Source organism: Luteococcus sediminum, assembly GCF_054783495.1.
Genome location: NZ_BAAGQL010000019.1, coordinates 22381 through 40373, shown reverse-complemented (window position 1 = coordinate 40373; position 17993 = coordinate 22381). Strand labels below are relative to the sequence as shown.

Below are 17993 nucleotides of genomic sequence, written 5' to 3'. Positions count from 1 at the left end.
GCCGCGCACGTCCTGGGCAGCCCGACGACGACGCCTGGCTGCTCCACGTGTTTCCTCCCATCCGGACTTTCACCGTCGGTCCTGGAATTGCACCAGCTCAGCCGATCGCTGGCTGCGATCGGGTCGCGGACTGTCACCGCCGGTTCGGACTTGCACCGACCCCGGAACACGTTGGGGCCATTGTGCCACGGCACCCGGGCAGGACGAGCCGGGGTCCGTGCGGCGACCGGGCATCCTGCGTGGCAACCCAGCACAGGCGAAACTCACTTGGGGTCGAGCGAGGGCCAGGCATTGGGCCGGCACCCGTCCAGCCCCTTGCTCTGCTGCATCATCACCGGCGCATTGGCCCCGGCCTTGGGGCATCCCAGGTGCCCCTTGCCGATGGAGTGCCCCACCTCATGGTTCAGCTGGTAGGCGCGGTACTCGTCCACGTCGTCGAAGGTGGGCGTCATGTAGAGCCAGCGGTCGGTGTTCAGGATCACCTTGGTGCCGGCCCGGCAGCTCCAGGTCATCCGGATGTCCAGGGGGCACATCTTCTGCGCGGTGCCCGGGGTGGCCAGGTAGATCGTGAACTTCGCACGAGCCGGATCGGTGACCAGGCGGAAGGAGTTCCCCTGGTGCCCCAGCCAGCCACGGGGATCGTTCAGGATGGCACTCACCTGGCGGGCGGCCTGGTCGACGCCGATGCCGCTGCCATCCTCGGCCCGCACCACGTAGTCATGAACTGCGACGGTCTTGCGGGGCGGTTCGACGGTGAGCGTCGAGTTGCGCCACGTCCCCTTGCCGGTGATGCCGCTGCGACGGATGCCGTCGGTGCCGGCCGGGGCGTCGTCGGCGGCATCGGACGAGGCCGACGGGCTGCTGGTCGGACGTGAGCTGGCCGACGCAGGCGTGCTGCTGGGCGAGGGGACCGCCGGAGACGTCCGGTCATCCGGGTCGGCACGACAACTGCGCAGACTGGCCATGCCGACCAGCAGGAGCAGCAGGGCCAAGGACGCGGCCTTGAGGCGCCGTCCACGCAGGGTCAACCGCGTCGGGGCGAGGATTGGCTCACTCACGGGACCAGCCTAGGTCTCAGGGGACGCGCACGGAGTTGCAGCGCCGAGGACCCGGCCATCTCACTTGGCGAGCCACCCCTTTGACTTGATGGACTCTGCGAGACTGGCGCCGTGAGCACCGCAACCGAGATCCCGCCCCTGGTCAGCAAGGCGCTGAGCCAGTGCCTGCGCACAGGATGGTTGCACACCACCCGAAACGAGACCGGTCGTCTACTGGCCACCCTGGCGGCCAGTCGCACCGGCACCGTCGCAGGCGTCTCCACCGGCAGCAGCACCGGGGTGGCCTGGTTGCGCAGCGGAGCCAGCGAGGCCACGCGCGTGGTCTGTGTGGAGTCAGACCCCCGGCGTGCCGCCCAGGCCCGTGAGATCCTGTTCGGCAGCGACATCGAGGTGCTCGACGGCGACTGTGAGCAGTTGCGCTGTCGGGCTCCCTTCTCCCTGCTCTACATGAACCGCGCCACGGCGCAGGTACTGAGCCGTGACCTGGCCCACGAACTGGTCGAGACCGGCGGGCTGGTGTTGATCGACGATCTCGAGGAGGACCCCTTCCGCGACAACGTCCCCGGCGTGCACGTCGACCCGCTCCTGGAGGGGTGGCTCACCGACGAGCGCTTCACCTCCACCGAGAGCCAGCTGGCCCCCGACCTGACGGTCGTGATCGCCACCCGGACCTGAAGCGCGCGGTCAGCGCCCCAGGAAGTCCTCCCAGCGCGGCACCTCCCGACGAGCCTGGGCCATGCCCAGCCGGTGCGCCTCCCGCAGCCGGTCGATGCGCCGCTCCTGGTTGACGATCTGCATGTGGGTGGGGCGGAAGACGTAGGCCCTGCCCCTGGCCTCCAGCTCGGCCAGTTCGTCGAGCACCCGGTTGTAGTTCTCGGCACGCTCCAGAAGGCCCCGCGCGATCTGGGGGTAGCGGCGAAAGAGCACGTCATAGGCGTGCGGCAGGCGCGACGGAGCCTTGCGGTAGCCGGCCGGGCGGGTGAGGACGACGAAGAACTTCTCGTAGCCCGCAGCCTTGGCAGCGTCCAGGGCGATGCCCCCATTGGGGCCCAGTGCACCGTCACACCAGGGTTCGCCGTCGATCTGGATGATCGGCATCAGTCCGGGCATGGTGGACGAGGCCCGGATGCGCTTGGCCATGGCCCGCAGGTCCGGCATGTCGTCGTCCTTGTTCCAGTAGACACACTCGCCGGTGCGGGCATTGAACCCACCCACGTTCATGGTGATCGGGTTGGCCTTGAAGGCCTCCCAGTCCAAGGGGAGGGGCTGGCCGGCCTCGCCGGTCTGTTCGTAGATGAACTCGGAGTTGAAAACCCCCTTGCCCCGCACCCAGGTGCGCCAGCTGCCGAACTCCGGCTCCAGCACCAGGTCGACGAAGCTGGCCCGGGCGCGTTCGGCGTCACGGGCCACGTAGTTCAGGCTGTTCGACGAGCCCGCCGAGATGCCGGCGACGAAGTCGAAGTACATCTCCTGGGCGAGCAGTTCCTGAACCACGGCACAGGTGTAGGCGGCGCGCATACCGCCACCCTCGAAGATCAACGCGGTGTCGGTGATGTTGCTGCTCAGGTCTAGTACCACCCCGCCACCCTAGCCATCCGGAACGCTGTCCTATCGGCCCGCCCGAAACAGGCGGATTGCTGCACCTCAGTCGGCTTTGCAGGTTCAAGCGCCCCGATACGTCTGTTTCCGCCAGCCAGGACGCAAACGGGCCCCCTTCCCGCTCGCAGGAAGGGGGCCCGGAGAGCCGTGGGTCAGCGGTCGGCCTTGCCCTCGGTGTAGTCGGTGTCGGTCGGCTTGATCCAGCTGAACATCTTGCGCAGCTCCTTGCCGGTGGCCTCGATCTGGTGGGCCTGCTCGGCCTCGCGCATCTTCTTGAACTCGGGCGCGCCGGCGTCCTGGTCCTCGATGAAGCGCTTGGCGAAGGCGCCGTTCTGGATGTCGGCCAGCACCGCCTTCATGTTCTCCTTCACCTGGCCGTCGACCACGCGCGGGCCGGAGACGTAGTCGCCGTACTCGGCGGTGTCGGAGATGCTCCAGCGCTGCTTGGCGATACCGCCCTCGATCATCAGGTCGACGATCAGCTTCAGCTCGTGCAGGCACTCGAAGTAGGCGACCTCGGGCTGGTAGCCGGCCTCGACCAGGGTCTCGAAGCCCGCCTGCACCAGGTGGCTCATGCCGCCACAGAGCACGGCCTGCTCACCGAACAGGTCGGTCTCGGTCTCCTCGGTGAAGGTGGTCTCGATGCCACCGGCCCGCAGGCCACCGATCGCCTTGGCATAGGACAGCGCCAGCGGCCAGGCCTGGCCCGACTCGTCCTTCTCGACGGCGACGACCACCGGCACGCCACGGCCGTCGGCGTACTCACGACGCACCAGGTGTCCGGGGCCCTTGGGGGCGACCATGCACACGTCGACGCCGGCCGGCGGGGTGATGTAGCCGTAGCGGATGTTGAAGCCGTGGGCGAAGAAGAGCGCGTCGCCCTCCTCCAGGTTGGGCTCGATTTCCTCGGTGTAGAGCTTGCGCTGGGCCTGGTCGGGGGCCAGGACCATGATCAGGTCGGCCTCCTCGACGGCCTCGGCGACGCCCAGCACGCGCAGCCCCTCGCTCTCGGCCTTCTCGCGCGAGGAGCTGCCCTCGCGCAGGCCGACGCGCACGTCGACGCCCGAGTCACGCAGGTTGAGCGCGTGGGCGTGGCCCTGCGAGCCGTAACCGATGACGGCGACGCTGCGCCCCTGGATGATCGACAGGTCGGCGTCGTCGTCGTAGAACATCTTTGCCATGGTGGGGTCTCCTTGTGCTTGGTTGGGTTCAGGTCTGTGACGGTCCGCGGACCGGGGTCAGGCGGAGGGACGGGACTTGTCGGAGATGGACCGGCTGCCGCGGCCCAGGGCCACCTGACCGGACTGCACCAGTTCGATGATGCCGTAGGGGCGCAGCATCTCCAGCAGCGCGCCGAGCTTCTCCTTGCCGCCGGTGGCCTCGATGGTGATCGACTCGGGGCCGACGTCGACGGCCTTGCCACGGAAGAGCGCGACGGTGTCGATGATCTGGCTGCGGTTGGCCGGTTCGGAGCGCACCTTGACCAGCAGGAGTTCGCGCTCCACCGATCCGGCGGGCAGCTCGACGACCTTGATCACCTCGACCAGCTTGTTGAGCTGCTTGACCAGCTGCTCGAGCACCAGGACGTCGTCCACCCGGGCCACCAGCGTCATGCGCGACAGGTGCTCCTTCTCGGTGGGACCGACGGCCAGGGACTCGATGTTGAAGCCGCGGCGGCTGAACAGTGCGGCGGCGCGGGCCAGCACGCCGGGGGCGTCCTCGACCAGCACGCTGAGGGTGTGGGTGCTCACAGGACTTCCTCTTCCCAGTCGGGCGCCATGTCTCGCGCGATCTTGATGTCGTCATTGCTCGTGCCCGCAGCCACCATGGGCCAGACCATGGCGTCCTTGTGCACCACGAACTCGACCACGACGGGGCCGTCGTTGATCTCCAGCGCCTTCTTGATCACCTCGTCGACCTCCTCGGGCGTCTCGGCGCGCAGCCCGACACAGCCCATCGCCTCGGCCAGCTTGGGGAAGTCGGGGATGCGCTCGCTGCTCAGGTCGGTGTTGGAGTAGCGCCGGTCGTAGAACAGCGTCTGCCACTGGCGCACCATGCCCAGCACGTTGTTGTTGATCACCGCGATCTTGATCGGGATGTCATTGAGCGCACAGGTGACCAGTTCCTGGTTGGTCATCTGGAAGCAGCCGTCGCCGTCGATGCCCCAGACCACGGCATCTGGCTCGCCCACCTTGGCACCCATGGCCGCGGGGACGCAGTAGCCCATGGTGCCGGCGCCGCCGGAGGTGAGGAACTTGCGCGGTTCCTGGTGGGGCAGGAAGTGTGCCGACCACATCTGGTGCTGGCCCACGCCGGTGGCGAAGATGGCGTCGGGGCCGCTGAGCTCGCCGATGCGCTGGATCACGTACTGGGGGCTGAGGCGGCCGTCGGTCTCCTCCTCCCAGCCCAGCGGGTAGCGGCGCTTCAGCGAGGCCAGCGTGGCATGCCACGGTGACAGGTCGCCCATCTGGACGTCCTGCATGGCCTCGGTGAGTTCCTTGAGGAAGGCGCGGGCATCGCCGACGACGGGCAGGTCCGCGAGGCGGTTCTTGCTCACCTCGGCCGGGTCGATGTCGGCGTGGATCACCTTGGCGTGCGGGGCGAAGGTGTCCAGTTTGCCGGTCACGCGGTCGTCGAAGCGGGTTCCGACGGCGATCAGCAGGTCGGACTGCTGGATCGCGCCGACCGCCGAGACGCTGCCGTGCATGCCGGGCATGCCCATGTGCAGCTCGTGCTCGTCGGGGAAGGCGCCGCGGGCCATCAGGGTGGTGACCACGGGGATCCGGGTGGCCTCCACCAGTTCGGCCAGCTGCTTCCAGGCGCGGGCCCTGACCACGCCGCCGCCGATGTAGAGCACGGGACGCTTGGCGTCCGCGATCATCCGGGCAGCCTCCCGCACCTGGCGGGAGTGGGGCCGGGTGGTGGGGCGGTAGCCGGGCAGCTCGATGCCCGACGGCCAGACGAAGGGTGCCTCACTGGTCAGGGCGTCCTTGGCGATGTCGACGAGCACGGGGCCGGGACGGCCGGTCTCGGCGATGTGGAAGGCCTCCTTGACCGCGCGCGGGATGTCCTCGACCTTGGTGACCAGGAAGTTGTGCTTGGTGATCGGCATGGTGACGCCGCGGATGTCGGCCTCCTGGAAGGCGTCGGTGCCGATGGAGGTGGAGTTCACCTGGCCGGTGATGGCCACGATCGGCACCGAGTCCATGTAGGCGTCGGCGATGGGGGTCACCAGGTTGGTGGCGCCGGGGCCGGAGGTGGCGATGCACACCCCGACCCGTCCGGTGGCACTGGCATAGCCCTCGGCGGCGTGGCCGGCGCCCTGCTCGTGGCGCACCAGGATGTGGCGCACGCTGGAGTCGTAGAGCGGGTCATAGGCCGGCAGGATGGCGCCGCCGGGAATGCCGAAGACGACCTCGACGCCGAGTCGCTCCAGGGAGGCGACGAGGGCCTGCGCCCCTGTCATGGTCGGGGGTGTGCCGTGCTCGGGTGCCATGGCCCTGCCTTCCTGTCGATGTGCTTGCCTAATCATCCCGTGCCGGGAGCCGTGCCGGTGGCGCGTCCCGCCAGGCGGAAGCCTGACGGCCCGTGTTCCTGTCCGTGCACGAAAAAACCCTCGCTGCCGGGGCAGACGAGGGTGGCGCCGAGACCGCGGTGGTCTCAGCGCCCGGTGAGTACGAGGATGAACGGCTTCATGGCTCCATTCTGGGCAACCTGCAACCCTCCGGTCAATGATTGAGACGGAAATCCCATATTTCGGACACCAGGATGGGCGAATGCATCGGAGGCGGCACCCCCCGGGGTACCGCCTCGGTGTGGATGCTCGTTCGGGACCGGTGTGGTTCAGGCGCGGACCACGGTGGCGCCACGACGAACCACGTCGACATCACCGATGCGGGCCGCGGCCAGCTTGGCCAGGTGACGCAGCGCCCACCCGACGAGCATCGACAGCAGCCCGAGACCCATCACCAGGGCGCTGATGCCGTAGCTCACCACGGAGGTGAACAGCGAGGCGCGCAGGAAGGAGCCGTGCAGGGAGTGCTTCTTGATGGTCTCGGCCTGGCTGCAGGCGGTGAACGGACCGGCCACCTGCTTGCCGGCGAAGGAACTCGCGTCGGCGGGGACGGTGATGTTCTCGTCCTTGAGCTGGCTGGTGACGGTGGCCCAGGTGAGGGCTCCGGCGATGATCATGGCCAGGCCGGCGAGCATGCTGAGCAGTCCGACGAGCTTGGCAGGGGTGGCATTCATGGTGGTGTCCTTGGATCCCGGACGGAGCTGGTGCCCCCATCGCACAATCCAGAACTCAACTACCGTGGTCTGGCCGCCGTCCCCTCATTCCGGCCAATGTCATCGCCGGTTCAGCCAATCGACAGGTGAGCCCTCGCACTGCCCGAAAGACGGACTGATCAGCCCACGATGCAAGCGAGGACCTCGTCCGGATCATCGATGACCTGCTTGCGGAAGAGCTCCTGCAGGCCGGGATGGTCGTCGGTGCGGGGCACCAGGTGGACGTGCAGGTGGAAGACCTCCTGCCCGGCCACGGGACCGGCGCTGGAGATCATGTTCAGCCCGTCGGCGTCCAGGCGGTCCACCAGCAGGCGCGAGACGGCGCTGATCGCCGGGGCGATCTCGGTCAGCACCGTGGGGTCCCCGGTCAGGTCGTCGACGTGGCGCTTGGGCACCACCAGGGTGTGCCCGGGGTGCCAGGGCTCGATGTCGAGGAAGGCGTAGGCGACCTCGTCCTCGTAGACCTTCCGCGAAGGGATGTCACCGGCGATGATGCTGCAGAACAGGCAATCCATGGCTCCCATCGTAGGGGTGCCAGAAGGCCCACCGCCGCGACTGCGGGTCAACGGACCGGGAAGCCGGCCTCGCGCAGGCCCGCCTTCACCTCGGCCACCGACAGGGTGCCATAGTGGAAGACGCTGGCCGCGAGCAGGGCGTCGGCCCCGGCCCGGGCCGCCTCGACGAAGTGCTCGACGGTGCCCGCCCCGCCCGAGGCGATCACCGGCACCTCCACCACCTCGCGCACCGCACGGATCATCTCCAGGTCGAAGCCGTCGGTGGTGCCGTCGGCGTCCATCGAGTTCAGCAGCACCTCGCCGACACCGCGCTCGACGGCCTCGCGCACCCAGGCGATGGCATCCAGCCCGGCGGACTGTTGCCCGCCGTGGGTGGTCACGCCGAAGCCGGACGGCTGGGACGGGTCGCGCCGGGCGTCCAGCGAGAGCACCAGCACCTGGTTGCCGAAGCGGCGGGTGATCTCGTCGATCGCCTCAGGACGGTTGATCGCGCCGGTGTTGATGCCCACCTTGTCCGCGCCACAGCGCAGCAATCGGTCCACGTCGTCGACGCTGCGCACTCCCCCGCCCACGCACAGCGGGATGAAGACGGTCTCGGCGCAGCGGGTGACCATGTCGCGGGTGGTCTCCCGACCTTGGCTGGAGGCGGAGATGTCGAGGAAGACGAGCTCGTCGGCCCCGGCCTCGCCGTAGGCGCGGGCCAGTTCGACGGGATCGCCCGCATCACGCAGGTTGGTGAAGTTGACGCCCTTGACCACGCGTCCGTCGTGGACGTCGAGGCAGGGGATCACGCGCAGGGCAAGGCTCATGGCCCAAGGCTAGACCGGCCGGCCGGCCGTGACCGGTCAGTCTCGGGGACGGTCAGTCCCGGGGACGGTCCTCGGCCTTGACCGGCTCGCCCTCGACGATGTCCTGGGTGCCCTCGCCGGGCCACTCGCCCTCGGCCTGCGGCTCCGGATGGCCGTCATGGCTGTCGTGGCCGTCGTGGCCCTTGCCGTGGCCGAAGGGCAGCAGCGCCAGGATGCCGACCACGACCGAGCCCACCAGGAAGCCGATGATGGCCGAGCCGAGGGTGTTGGTGAGCCAGCCCAGGGTCGCGGAGAGCGCATGCGGGACGGCGTGGGAGACCTGGTGCTCCAGGTGGTGCACGAACTGGTAGGGCCAGTGCAGGCCCAACTCGTCGGCACCCACCATCAGGATGTGGCCACCCACCCAGAGCATGGCAGCCAGGCCGACGGTGGACAGGATCGACAGGATGACCGGCATCGACTTCACGACCAGCTCACCCGCCTTGACGCCCTTCTGGGTCATCCTGAGGCCGATGTCGTCCAGCTTGACGATCAGTGCCACCACGCCATAGACGACGGCGGTGATCAGCAGGGCGACGGCGACCAGGCTGAGGATGCGGGTCATCAACGGCTGGTCGGCGACCTCGTTGAGCGAGATCACCATGATCTCGGCGGACAGGATGAAGTCGGTGGTGATGGCGCCCTTGACCATCTTGTCCTCCTGCTCCTTGCCGCCGAGCACAACCGGGGTCTCGGGGTCGGAGTGGGGCTCGTCGTGGCCGTGTCCGGTGAGCATGCCCCAGATCTTGTGGGCACCCTCATAGGCCAGATAGGTGCCGCCCAGCATCAGGATTGGGGTCAGCAGCCACGGTGCGTAGATGCTGAGCAGGATGGCGACGGGCAGGATGAAGACCAGCTTGTTGCGAATGGAGCCGATCGCGATCTTCTCGATGATCGGCAGCTCGCGGTCCGGCGTCACGCCCTCGACGTACTGCGGGGTGACGGCGGTGTCGTCGACCACCACGCCGGCGGCCTTCACACTGGCCCTCCCGGCTGCGGCGCCGACGTCGTCGACGGACGCCGCCGCCAGCTTGGCGATCGCCGCCACGTCGTCGAGCAGTGCTGCAAGGCCACCGGCCATGGGCGTTCTCCATTCGGGTCTTCGTGGTCGCAGCACAGGGGTCTGCGTGCAGGGGGTTCAGGTCCGCGGCAATCCTAGTGGCGCCGCGGCGTGCCGCGGTGCCTGACGAGCCGCTCAGTCCTCGTCCGGGTCGAACTCGACCACCCCGCGGCGCATGGCCCCGACCGCCTCCCTGCAGACGCGACGCACGTCGCCGGGCCCGGCCGCGGCGGCCACCTGGCCGCACATGTCGATCACCTGACGGATCCATCGCACGAAGTCACCGGCTGGTAGGTCGCTGAGCGACAGGCAGTGCGCCAAGGTGGCGCCGTCGGCCCAGGCATGGGCCGCCTCGGCAAAACCGATGTCGGGCTCGCTGCTTCGCTCCAGGCGGAAGTCTCGCTCCACCAGGCTGACGCGTCGCCAGGTCTGGCGCACCTGGTGCTGGGCGTGCTCGCTGGCGGCATCGGGCATCCGCGCCATCCGCCCCGGCACGACCCGTCGGGTCTCGAAGACCAGCGAGCTGAGCACCGCGGCCATCTGGGGCGCATCCAGGCCGTCGAAGACCCCGTCGCGCAGGCACTCGGCAGTGACCAGGTCGAGCTCGGAGTAGAGCCTGGCCAGCATCCGGCCGGCATCGGTCACCTCATCGTCCTCGCTGCCCAGGTAGCCCATCGACTCCAGCACCTGGCACAGCTTGTCGAAACGCTGGGCGATGGTGTTGGAGCGTCGCTCGGCCCGCTCGCGTGCCTGGACGCGCTCGCGCTCCAGGCGCATCGCGCGCTCGGCGAAGCGGGCATGGCTCTCCCGGTCGGGGCACTCGTGGCAGGGGTGGCGCTTGAGCTCGCGCCGCAGCTCGCTGATCCGCGCCGTCATCTCGGCATCGGCGCGGGGCCCGTGCAGCTGGGTGGGCTGGGGGTCGAGCACCCCGAGCTTGTCGCGGAAGCCGGCGAACAGGTTGCGCCGGTCGGAGGCCTGACGCGGGTCGAACTTGCGCGGGATCCGCATCCGGCCCACCACCTGGGTGGGGACGGGGAAGTCGTTGAGGGTCAGGCGCACCATCTCGCGGCCCTCGGTGAGCACCATGGGGTGCGGCTCGGAGCCCCGGTTGCCACGACGGCCCGGGTCCACCACCACGGCCCAGCCCTGGTGGCGCCCGCCGGGGACGTGGATGATCTCGCCGGCCTCCAGCACCAGCAGCGACTGCAGCGCCTCGGCCCGACGGTCGGCCTTGCGCAGCCGTGCCTGCTCGTTCTCCAGCTGGCCGACCTGCTCGCGCAGCTGGGCGTACTCGACGAAGTCGCCCCGCTCGCAGTGCGCTGCCGCCAGGTAGTCGTCGATCTGGCCCTGGTTGCGGGCAGCGGTTCGGGCCAGGCCGACGACGGAGCGGTCGGTCTGGAACTGGGCGAAGCTCTGCTCCAGCATTCCGCGTGCCCGTTCGCGGCCCACCCGGCCGACCAGGTTCACGGTCATGTTGTAGGTGGGGGCGAAGGAACTCTTCAGCGGGTAGGTGCGTCGCGAGGCCAAGCCTGCGACGGCGCGCGGGTCCATGCCCGGCTGCCACAGCACCACGGCGTGGCCCTCGACATCGATGCCGCGGCGGCCTGCACGCCCGGTGAGCTGGGTGTACTCCCCCGGCGTGATGTCGACGTGGTTCTCGCCGTTGTACTTGACCAGCTTCTCGATCACGACGGTGCGCGCCGGCATGTTGATGCCCAGGGCCAGGGTCTCGGTGGCGAAGACGATCTTGACCAGACCGGCGGCGAAGCCCTCCTCGACGATGGCCTTGAAGGCGGGCAGCAGCCCGGCATGGTGGCTGGCGATGCCGCGGCTGAGCGCCTCCACGAAGACGTCGTGGTCCAGGGCCCGCAGGTCCGCCGGCGCCATCCCCTGCAGGTGGCGCTCGGCGATGGCCATCAGCTGGCGCGCCTCGTGGTTGGTGGTGAGGTTGATGCCGCTGGCCAGCAGCTGGCGCACGGCCCCGTCGCAGCCCTGGCGGCTGAAGACGAAGCAGATCGCGGGCAGCAGCCGGGCGCGCTGCAGCTGGGTGGTCATCACCGCGCGGCTGGGGGTCAGGCGCGGTGCGGGCCGCTCGTCGCGGTCGTGCCGGCGGTCCAGGTGGGCCTTGGCGGCGCCGCCGTACTGGCCCGAGCCATAACCGGCATTCTTCTTGCCCTTGCCGGAGCGTCCCCGGGGGCGGCGGGAGTCGTCGCGCACCTGCTTTGCCTCGCTGCGCGCCAGTTTGAGCAGTTCGGGGTTGACCCTGGCGGCACGCTCGGCGGGCAGCTCCGCCGCGGTGGGCGCGATGCCCTCGAAGAGGTCGTGCACCTTCTTGCCGGCCATCACGTGCTGGTAGAGCGGCACCGGGCGGCGCTCGGAGATCACCACCTTGACGTCGCCGCGCACCTCGTCCAGCCAGTCGCCGAACTCCTCGGTGTTGCTGACCGTCGCCGAGAGGCTCACCAGCTGCACGCTGGGCGCGAGGCCGATGATGACCTCCTCCCAGACGGCGCCGCGGAAGCGGTCGGCCAGGTAGTGCACCTCGTCCATCACGACGTAGCCGAGGTTGGCCAGCGTCGGGGAGTTGGCATAGATCATGTTGCGCAGCACCTCGGTGGTCATCACCACCACCTGCGCCTCGGAGTTGATCGACGAGTCACCGGTGAGCAGGCCCACCCGGTCGGCGCCGTGGCGGCGGACCAGGTCGTGGAACTTCTGGTTGCTCAGCGCCTTGATCGGGGTGGTGTAGAAGCACTTGCGCCCGGTCGCCAGGGCGCAGAAGACGGCGAACTCCCCCACCACGGTCTTGCCCGCGCCGGTGGGGGCGGCCACCAGGACGCCGGCCCCGGCCTCCACCTCGGCACAGGCCTTCAGCTGGTAGTCGTCCAGGGCGAAGTCATAGCCGGAGGCGAACTGCTCCAACAGGCTGCCGGGCTCGACGACGAAGGGAGCCAGCGGCCCGTCGAGCAGCTCGGAGGCGTCGGCGGGCACGACGAGCCTCTCGGGCAACGCATCGCCCGGCTCGCGGCCGTCGGAATTGTCGGGACGGTGGTCTGGTGAGGTGTTCATCACCTTCGAGGCTAGCCGGTGCCTCCGACAGAATCCGGCAGCGCCGGATTCACCGCGAAGGCACGGAACCGACCGGATGCGAAGACGTCCAGCAGTCCGGGACGGCAGGTGATGGTGATGGGCACGTCGCCCAGCAGCTCGCCGTCGGCCATCGCGAACATGGTGCCGCGGCTGCCGTCGCGCGCCACGGTGGCACCGTCGATGCGCACCTCGCGGGCGCGGATGACCTCCACCACGTCCTCGTGCACGTGGCTTCCCCGGTAGAGCTTCGGCAGGAGTCGCAGCACGTCGCGCCGCGTGAGGCTTCCCACCAGCACCACGTCGAGCAGGCCGTCGTCCACCCGCGCGTCGGGCAGGACCTTCATGCCGCCCCCGAAGTGCCCGGCATTGGCCACCGCCACCAGCACCGAGCTGATCTCGCGGGTCTGGCCGTCGATCCACAGCCGGTAGTCCAACGGGGCGAAGCGTGCCAGTTCCGCCAGCGCGATCGCGCCATAGGCCAGCGGGCCCAGCGGTCCGATCGGGTGCGGGAAGGTGTTGGTGGCCAGGTTCACCCGCGCGTCGTAGCCGGTGGAGACCACCGAGCCGACGAAGCGGTGCTCCGCGCCGTGGCGCAGCTGGCCGGTCACCTCGGACAGGTCGATGCGGCGGGTGTGGCCGGCGACGATCGCCTCCACCGCCGAGAAGCTCTCGCTGGCCAGTCCCACGCCACGGCAGAAGTCATTGCCGGTGCCGGCGGGCACCACCCCGAGTGGCACGTCGAGGCCCTCGGCGCGGGCATCGGCACAGGCATTGAGCCCCAGGTGGGCCATCCCGTCGCCACCCATCACCACCAGCGCATCACGCCCACGTCCCTCGCGACCGCGCCGTGCCCGGGCGGCACTGGTGCGGCAGAGCTCCTCGGCGTGGGCATAGCTGGTGGAGCTGTGCACCACCACCTCGGCGCCGGGTACGGCCTCGAGCCGCTCCCGGGCGCGCGGCAGCAGCTTCGCGGCCCTGCCGTGGCCCGCGCTCGGATTGACCACCAGGTGGAAGGTGGGACCGTCGGTGCCCACCTCAGTCTGCGAGCACGAGCTCGTCGCTGACGCCCCGGCGCTTGTCATTGGCGTGGCAGATGACCTCGCTGATGATGTACATGACGGCCATCGGGACGGCCAGCGCGCACATGCTGAAGGGGTCCTGCGAGGGCGTGGCGACGGCGCCGAAGATGAAGCACAGGAAGATGCCGACCGCGCGGTACTTGCTGAGGGTGCGTGCCCTCAGCACGCCCACCAGGTTGAGGGCCACGAGGATCACGGGCAGCAGGAAGGCACCGCCGAAGACCAGCAGCATCACCGACAGGAAGTGCAGGAAGTCGCTGATGTCCTGCAGGTTCACCACGCCTTCGGGCGTGAAACCCAGCAGCATCGCGAAGCCCTTGGGGCTGATCCAGTAGCCCAGCGCAATACCGGAGAGGAAGAGCGGGATTCCCGTTGCCAGGAAGCCCAGGGTGTACTTCTTCTCCTTGGCCAGCAGTCCGGGCGCGATGAAGGCCCACAGCTGGTAGAGCCACACGGGGCAACTCACCACCAGGCCTGCGTACAAGGCGGTCTTCAGCGTGAACATGAAGGGCGTCGACACCCCGCTGGCCACCAGGTTCACGTCGGCTCCCGGATGGGCCGCCTCGTACATGACGATGGACAAGCGGTAGGGACGAAAGACCAGTCGGTACAGCAGGTCGCTCCAGATCAGGCAGACCGCCGTCGCGAGGACCACGGCGATGGCCGACAGGATCACCCGGTAGCGCAGCTCCTTGAGGTGGTCCACCAAGGCCATCGACCCGTCCTCGTCAGGCCGGGGTGCCTTCATCCAGGACAGGTCCACGCGTCGTCGCCGCCGGACGGTGGCGCCACTGGACTTCGCCACGATCAGGCTTCGAACTTCTTCTCGGTCTCGACGACGCGGCCATCGGCCGACTCGACGCGCGTGGTCTCGACCTGCTTGGGCTGCTCCTTCTTGAGCGTGGAGGTCTCCTCCTTGAACTCGCGGATCGCGCGTCCGGACGCCTTGCCGACGCCGGCCAGGCGGGTGCCGCCGAAGAGCAGGATGGCGATGGCGAGGATGATCAGCAGCTCGGTGGGGCCCAGATTAGGCATGGTCTCGTTCTCCTCGGGTTCGGACGCGGGAGGTCCGCGTCCACATCAGGTGCGATCGGACCGCTGCGATGCGGCGGCACGTTCCGCGGGCAACTCTAGCTCCCCCAACAGCGTGGTCATCTCACCGAGCGTGCGCCCCTGGGTACGCAGCTCGTCGTACAGGGCGCGGCCCTTGCGCCACAGCACCCAGCCACACCCGACCAGCACCGCCACCTGGAGCAGGCCGATCGCGGTCCACAACAGCAGCCACTTCACAGCGCGGGCCCCGATCCCGCGTCCTGGCCGACCCCCGTCGTGTGCTGCCGGTGTTCCCAGGCGTGCACGGAGGCGCCGAAGATCTGCTCGTTGAGGGCCAGCGCCTCGCGCGCCTCGCGGGCCGCGTCCTGGCCGGCGCCGGCGGGCTCCAGCACCCGGGCGTCGCCCCCCAGGCGCAGCAGCAGGCCACGCAGCCAGGCGGGGTCCGAGACGGGCAGTGTGGCCACCAGCTGTTCACCGTGATTTCCGCTGGGGTGCACCTGGCTGGTCGGGTGGTACTCCACGATCCACTGCGCGGCAGGGGCCAGCTCCAGGGTGACCTCGGGCTGGCCCGGGTCGAACCAGCCCTGGGTGGGCTCCGGTGCCGCGCCGTGGTCGGCGGCCTGCTGCCCAAGCTCCTCCACGCGCACGATCCGGTCCAGCTTGTAGGTGCGCCAGGCCTCACGTTCCAGGCTCCAGGCCTGCAGGTAGGCCGCCCCGTCGCGCAGGTCGATGCGCACCGGGTCCACCTCGGGGGTGGAGGTGAGTCCGCGCGCCAGCCCGTCGTAGACCAGCCGCACCCGGCGGCCGTCCTCGATGGCGCGGGCCAGGCTCCCGCGCACCTGCTCGTCGCCGCTGGCCACGCGAATGGCGACCCGGTCGGCGGCATCGCCAGCCACGAGGGCCTCAAGCTTCGCCAGGGCGCTGGTGACGGCCGCGGCGGTGCTGCCGCTGGCCACCTCGGCGACGGCACGCAGCGCCACCACCAGGCTCATCGCCTCGTCGAGGGTGAAGCGCAGCGGCCGGCTCAGGTAGTCGGCATTGGTCAGGTGGATGGTGCCCTGCTCTGCGGCGGCATCCATGTCGATCTCGATCAGGTCGCCGGGCAGGCCGCCGGGCAGCCCGCACATCCACAGGACCTTGAGGTCCTTCATCACCTGGGCCGGGCTCACCTCGAAGGCCTGCGCGACGTTGGCCACGGGAATTCCGGGGTGGGCCTGGAGGTAGGGAACCATCGCCAGCAGGCGGGCCACCTGGTCTGCCGAGGTGCTCATTGCCCCACCTCCGGGTGCTCGACTGAATAGTCGTGGCCGGCCAGGGGCTGGTTGGCGTCGACGACGGCCTGCAGCTGCTCGACCACCTGGGCGCGCAAGGCAATGGGTTCCAGCACCAGCGCGTGGGTCCCGGCGGCGCAGACCTCGGCGACCAGCTCCGGTCCGGTGGCATAGGGCACCCGCCAGGCACTGAAGCCCTGCGGCAGGGCCAGCGAGGTGGAGGCGGGCTGGGAACGACGCGTCAGCAGCGGGGCGTGGCCGTCTCGCACGGCCACCAGGGCGGCGCGTCCGGGTCCGGCCGGTTCCAGGCGACGGGCCAGCTCGGCCAGGTCCACCTCGGGCACCTGATAGGCGCCGGCCTGGTTGCCCAGCACGGCCTCGCTGGTGATGCGGCTCATCTTGAACATCCGCGGTTCGCCCCGGCCCAGGTCACGCCCCAGCACATACCAGCGCCCCTTTCGCCAGGTGACGCTCCACGGCTCGATGACGCGGTCCTGGTCGCCGCCGCGGTAGCGGAAACTGACCCTCCGGCGCTGCAGGGTCGCCCGCCAGATCGCCTCGAAGGCGGGCTCGTCGGCGGTGACGGCCGGCGCCAGGGCGGCCAGCCGGTGGGTGTCGGGCTCCACGCCGGCGGCGCGCAGCTTGGCCAGGGCGCTGACGGTCTGCTCGGCCACGCTCGCCTGCTGCCAGACGCGGGCGGCCGCTCCCAGGGCGGTGGCCTCGTCGGGGGTGAAGTCGACCGGCGGGAACTCGAAGTCGTCACGACGGATCCGGTAGCCGGCCTCGTCGTCGAAGAGCAGTTCGTTGTGGCCGGTCTCCACCGGGACGCCCAGGGCGCGCAGTTCGTCCTTGTCCCGTTCGAAGGTGCGCTCGAAGGCGGCGTCGGAGAGGCCTGCATAGCCCTCGACGATCTCGCGGATCTGGCTCTTCGGCAGGAAGCGCCGGGCGGACAGCAGACAGATCGTCAGGTTGACGATCCGTTCGCTCTTGCGGGGTGCCATGGTGACCTTCTGCCGGGGGTGCTGGGGACGCCGGGGGGCAGGGTCGAGGCTACCAGCGACCCCGGGCCCCGGTGGGGAAAGGGGCTGATGGATGATGCCATCGCCCGCCACGGGGCAGGATGAATGCATGATCTCCGCAGGTACTCCCGGCCCCATGCCGTCGCGCGACCGTGGCGCCGGCCGCTTCGCCCCCTCGCCCACGAGCTCCCTGCACCTGGGCAACCTGCGCACCGCCCTGCTGGCCTGGCTGTGGGCACGCTCGGAGGAACGCAATTTCCTGCTGCGCATCGAGGACCTGGACCAGCAACGGGTCGCCGCCGCACCCCAGGTGGCCCGGGAGCAGCTCGACGACCTCGCCCGGATAGGCATCGACCACGACGGTCCGGTGCTGCGCCAGTCCGAGCGGCTGGAGATCTACCGCGAGCACGCCGAGCTGCTGGAGACCTATGAGTGCTTCTGCACGCGCCGCGAGATCGCCGAGGCCTCCCAGGCACCCAATGGCGGGCCGGGCGCGGCGAGCTGGCGCCCCTACCCCGGCACCTGCGCCCAGCTGTCCAGCGCCGAGCGTGCCGAGCGGCGACTGACCCGCGCGCCGGCCATCAGGGTCCGCAGCGGCGTGGACGCCTTCACCGTCGACGACGTCCATGCCGGGCGCCACACCGGCCCGGTGGACGACTTCGTGCTCTTTCGCGCCGACGGCACCCCCGCCTACAACCTGGCCGTGGTGGTCGACGACGGACTGCAGGGAATCACCCAGGTGACCCGTGGCGACGACCTGCTCGACTCCGCTCCCCGCCAGGCCTGGCTGGCCCAGCAGCTCGGCTTGCCCGTGCCGCACTACGTGCACGTCTCGCTCGCGCTCAATGCCGACGGCCAGCGCCTGGCCAAGCGCGACGGGGCCGTCTGCCTGTCAGACCTGCAGGCCCAGGGCATCGGACCCACCGAGGTGGTACGACGACTGTGCCGTTCCGCGGGCCTGCCCGAGGCCGACGACGCACCGGGAGTGCTGGCCGCCCTCGAACCGGGCCAGCTGGACAATCCCCTGGTCTGGCAGCCCTGGATGGTCGGCTGAAGCGCCCCCGAAGGACGCGACGGGCCGCAACCCCACTGGGGTTGCGGCCCGCGCTCGTGC

Annotated in this window: 19 protein-coding genes and 1 riboswitch; of the genes, 3 read left to right on the top strand and 16 right to left on the bottom strand. The window is 69.8% G+C overall.

The genetic code is table 11. The features are described from left to right. Positions 1–43: 43 nt before the first annotated feature. Positions 44–174, bottom strand: a riboswitch (FMN riboswitch). A gap of 89 nt (positions 175–263) precedes the next feature. Continuing rightward, complete coding sequence (locus ACYVKA_RS10700; RefSeq protein WP_460705310.1) at positions 264–1058, bottom strand: DUF3152 domain-containing protein; 795 nt, start codon at positions 1056–1058, stop codon at positions 264–266. A 111-nt stretch (positions 1059–1169) separates the two neighbouring features. On the opposite strand from ACYVKA_RS10700, the gene ACYVKA_RS10695 reads away from it, so the two are divergent. Further along, on the top strand, positions 1170–1733 hold the full coding sequence (locus ACYVKA_RS10695) for an O-methyltransferase (protein ID WP_460705308.1): 564 nt from the start codon (positions 1170–1172) through the stop codon (positions 1731–1733). 9 nt (positions 1734–1742) lie between these two features. Here ACYVKA_RS10695 and ACYVKA_RS10690 read toward each other — a convergent pair whose 3' ends face one another. The 4 genes from ACYVKA_RS10690 to ACYVKA_RS10675 all read right to left on the bottom strand — a co-directional run bounded on the left by ACYVKA_RS10690 (position 1743) and on the right by ACYVKA_RS10675 (position 6153). After that, positions 1743–2636: a patatin-like phospholipase family protein gene (locus ACYVKA_RS10690; RefSeq protein ID WP_460705307.1), complete on the bottom strand. Its 894-nt coding sequence runs from the start codon at positions 2634–2636 to the stop codon at positions 1743–1745. A 173-nt stretch (positions 2637–2809) separates the two neighbouring features. Next, positions 2810–3838 (bottom strand): ketol-acid reductoisomerase, encoded by a 1029-nt coding sequence (ilvC, locus tag ACYVKA_RS10685; RefSeq protein WP_460705305.1) that lies wholly within the window; start codon positions 3836–3838, stop codon positions 2810–2812. 57 nt (positions 3839–3895) lie between these two features. Further along, the gene (gene ilvN / locus ACYVKA_RS10680) at positions 3896–4408 is read right to left on the bottom strand and encodes an acetolactate synthase small subunit (RefSeq protein ID WP_394277485.1); all 513 of its coding nucleotides are present in this window, start codon (positions 4406–4408) and stop codon (positions 3896–3898) included. Continuing rightward, positions 4405–6153 (bottom strand): acetolactate synthase large subunit, encoded by a 1749-nt coding sequence (locus ACYVKA_RS10675; protein ID WP_460705303.1) that lies wholly within the window; start codon positions 6151–6153, stop codon positions 4405–4407. Before ACYVKA_RS10675 ends, ilvN begins: the two co-directional genes overlap by 4 nt. Before the next feature lie 92 nt (positions 6154–6245). Here ACYVKA_RS10675 and ACYVKA_RS10670 point away from each other — a divergent pair, with 92 nt between their 5' ends. Next, positions 6246–6392 (top strand): hypothetical protein, encoded by a 147-nt coding sequence (locus ACYVKA_RS10670; RefSeq protein ID WP_460705301.1) that lies wholly within the window; start codon positions 6246–6248, stop codon positions 6390–6392. A gap of 108 nt (positions 6393–6500) precedes the next feature. Here the strand turns inward: ACYVKA_RS10670 and ACYVKA_RS10665 are convergent, their stop codons facing one another. The 11 genes from ACYVKA_RS10665 to ACYVKA_RS10615 form a co-directional block, all read right to left on the bottom strand. Beyond that, the gene (locus ACYVKA_RS10665) at positions 6501–6905 is read right to left on the bottom strand and encodes a hypothetical protein (RefSeq protein ID WP_460705299.1); all 405 of its coding nucleotides are present in this window, start codon (positions 6903–6905) and stop codon (positions 6501–6503) included. A 158-nt stretch (positions 6906–7063) separates the two neighbouring features. Then, positions 7064–7459, bottom strand: coding sequence for an HIT family protein (locus tag ACYVKA_RS10660; protein WP_460705297.1), 396 nt, complete (start codon positions 7457–7459; stop codon positions 7064–7066). Between the two features lie 47 nt (positions 7460–7506). Then, positions 7507–8268, bottom strand: coding sequence for an imidazole glycerol phosphate synthase subunit HisF (gene hisF / locus ACYVKA_RS10655; protein WP_460705295.1), 762 nt, complete (start codon positions 8266–8268; stop codon positions 7507–7509). 52 nt (positions 8269–8320) lie between these two features. After that, on the bottom strand, positions 8321–9388 hold the full coding sequence (locus ACYVKA_RS10650) for a DUF808 domain-containing protein (RefSeq protein WP_460705293.1): 1068 nt from the start codon (positions 9386–9388) through the stop codon (positions 8321–8323). A 114-nt stretch (positions 9389–9502) separates the two neighbouring features. Next, positions 9503–12436: a DEAD/DEAH box helicase gene (locus ACYVKA_RS10645; protein WP_460705291.1), complete on the bottom strand. Its 2934-nt coding sequence runs from the start codon at positions 12434–12436 to the stop codon at positions 9503–9505. 11 nt (positions 12437–12447) lie between these two features. Beyond that, complete coding sequence (locus ACYVKA_RS10640) at positions 12448–13491, bottom strand: diacylglycerol/lipid kinase family protein (protein ID WP_460705289.1); 1044 nt, start codon at positions 13489–13491, stop codon at positions 12448–12450. 1 nt (position 13492) lies between these two features. Continuing rightward, the gene (gene tatC / locus ACYVKA_RS10635) at positions 13493–14341 is read right to left on the bottom strand and encodes a twin-arginine translocase subunit TatC (RefSeq protein WP_460705287.1); all 849 of its coding nucleotides are present in this window, start codon (positions 14339–14341) and stop codon (positions 13493–13495) included. Between the two features lie 2 nt (positions 14342–14343). Beyond that, positions 14344–14571 (bottom strand): twin-arginine translocase TatA/TatE family subunit, encoded by a 228-nt coding sequence (tatA, locus tag ACYVKA_RS10630; RefSeq protein WP_394277476.1) that lies wholly within the window; start codon positions 14569–14571, stop codon positions 14344–14346. A 45-nt stretch (positions 14572–14616) separates the two neighbouring features. Next, positions 14617–14826: a hypothetical protein gene (locus tag ACYVKA_RS10625; protein WP_460705285.1), complete on the bottom strand. Its 210-nt coding sequence runs from the start codon at positions 14824–14826 to the stop codon at positions 14617–14619. Then, positions 14823–15860 carry a helix-turn-helix transcriptional regulator gene (locus ACYVKA_RS10620; RefSeq protein WP_460705283.1) on the bottom strand — a complete coding sequence of 346 codons (1038 nt, stop codon included), beginning with the start codon at positions 15858–15860 and terminating at the stop codon, positions 14823–14825. Before ACYVKA_RS10620 ends, ACYVKA_RS10625 begins: the two co-directional genes overlap by 4 nt. Next, on the bottom strand, positions 15857–16861 hold the full coding sequence (locus ACYVKA_RS10615) for a helix-turn-helix transcriptional regulator (RefSeq protein ID WP_460705281.1): 1005 nt from the start codon (positions 16859–16861) through the stop codon (positions 15857–15859). The genes ACYVKA_RS10620 and ACYVKA_RS10615 overlap by 4 nt, the downstream gene beginning before the upstream one ends. 127 nt (positions 16862–16988) lie before the next feature. Here ACYVKA_RS10615 and gluQRS point away from each other — a divergent pair, with 127 nt between their 5' ends. Beyond that, a complete protein-coding gene (gene gluQRS, locus ACYVKA_RS10610; protein WP_460705279.1) occupies positions 16989–17933 on the top strand; it encodes a tRNA glutamyl-Q(34) synthetase GluQRS in 945 nt (314 codons plus the stop codon). The last annotated feature ends 60 nt before the right edge of the window (positions 17934–17993 follow it).

Excerpts from the sequence above, each read along its gene's own strand:
- ACYVKA_RS10620 (WP_460705283.1), bottom strand. The coding sequence starts at position 15,860 with ATGAGCACCTCGGCAGACCAGGTGGCCCGCCTGCTGGCGATGGTTCCC.
- ilvC (WP_460705305.1), bottom strand. The coding sequence starts at position 3,838 with ATGGCAAAGATGTTCTACGACGACGACGCCGACCTGTCGATCATCCAG.
- ACYVKA_RS10615 (WP_460705281.1), bottom strand. The coding sequence starts at position 16,861 with ATGGCACCCCGCAAGAGCGAACGGATCGTCAACCTGACGATCTGTCTG.
- ACYVKA_RS10645 (WP_460705291.1), bottom strand. The coding sequence starts at position 12,436 with ATGAACACCTCACCAGACCACCGTCCCGACAATTCCGACGGCCGCGAG.
- ACYVKA_RS10650 (WP_460705293.1), bottom strand. The coding sequence starts at position 9,388 with ATGGCCGGTGGCCTTGCAGCACTGCTCGACGACGTGGCGGCGATCGCC.
- tatA (WP_394277476.1), bottom strand. The coding sequence starts at position 14,571 with ATGCCTAATCTGGGCCCCACCGAGCTGCTGATCATCCTCGCCATCGCC.
- gluQRS (WP_460705279.1), top strand. The coding sequence starts at position 16,989 with ATGATCTCCGCAGGTACTCCCGGCCCCATGCCGTCGCGCGACCGTGGC.
- ACYVKA_RS10675 (WP_460705303.1), bottom strand. The coding sequence starts at position 6,153 with ATGGCACCCGAGCACGGCACACCCCCGACCATGACAGGGGCGCAGGCC.
- ACYVKA_RS10660 (WP_460705297.1), bottom strand. The coding sequence starts at position 7,459 with ATGGATTGCCTGTTCTGCAGCATCATCGCCGGTGACATCCCTTCGCGG.
- ACYVKA_RS10665 (WP_460705299.1), bottom strand. The coding sequence starts at position 6,905 with ATGAATGCCACCCCTGCCAAGCTCGTCGGACTGCTCAGCATGCTCGCC.
- hisF (WP_460705295.1), bottom strand. The coding sequence starts at position 8,268 with ATGAGCCTTGCCCTGCGCGTGATCCCCTGCCTCGACGTCCACGACGGA.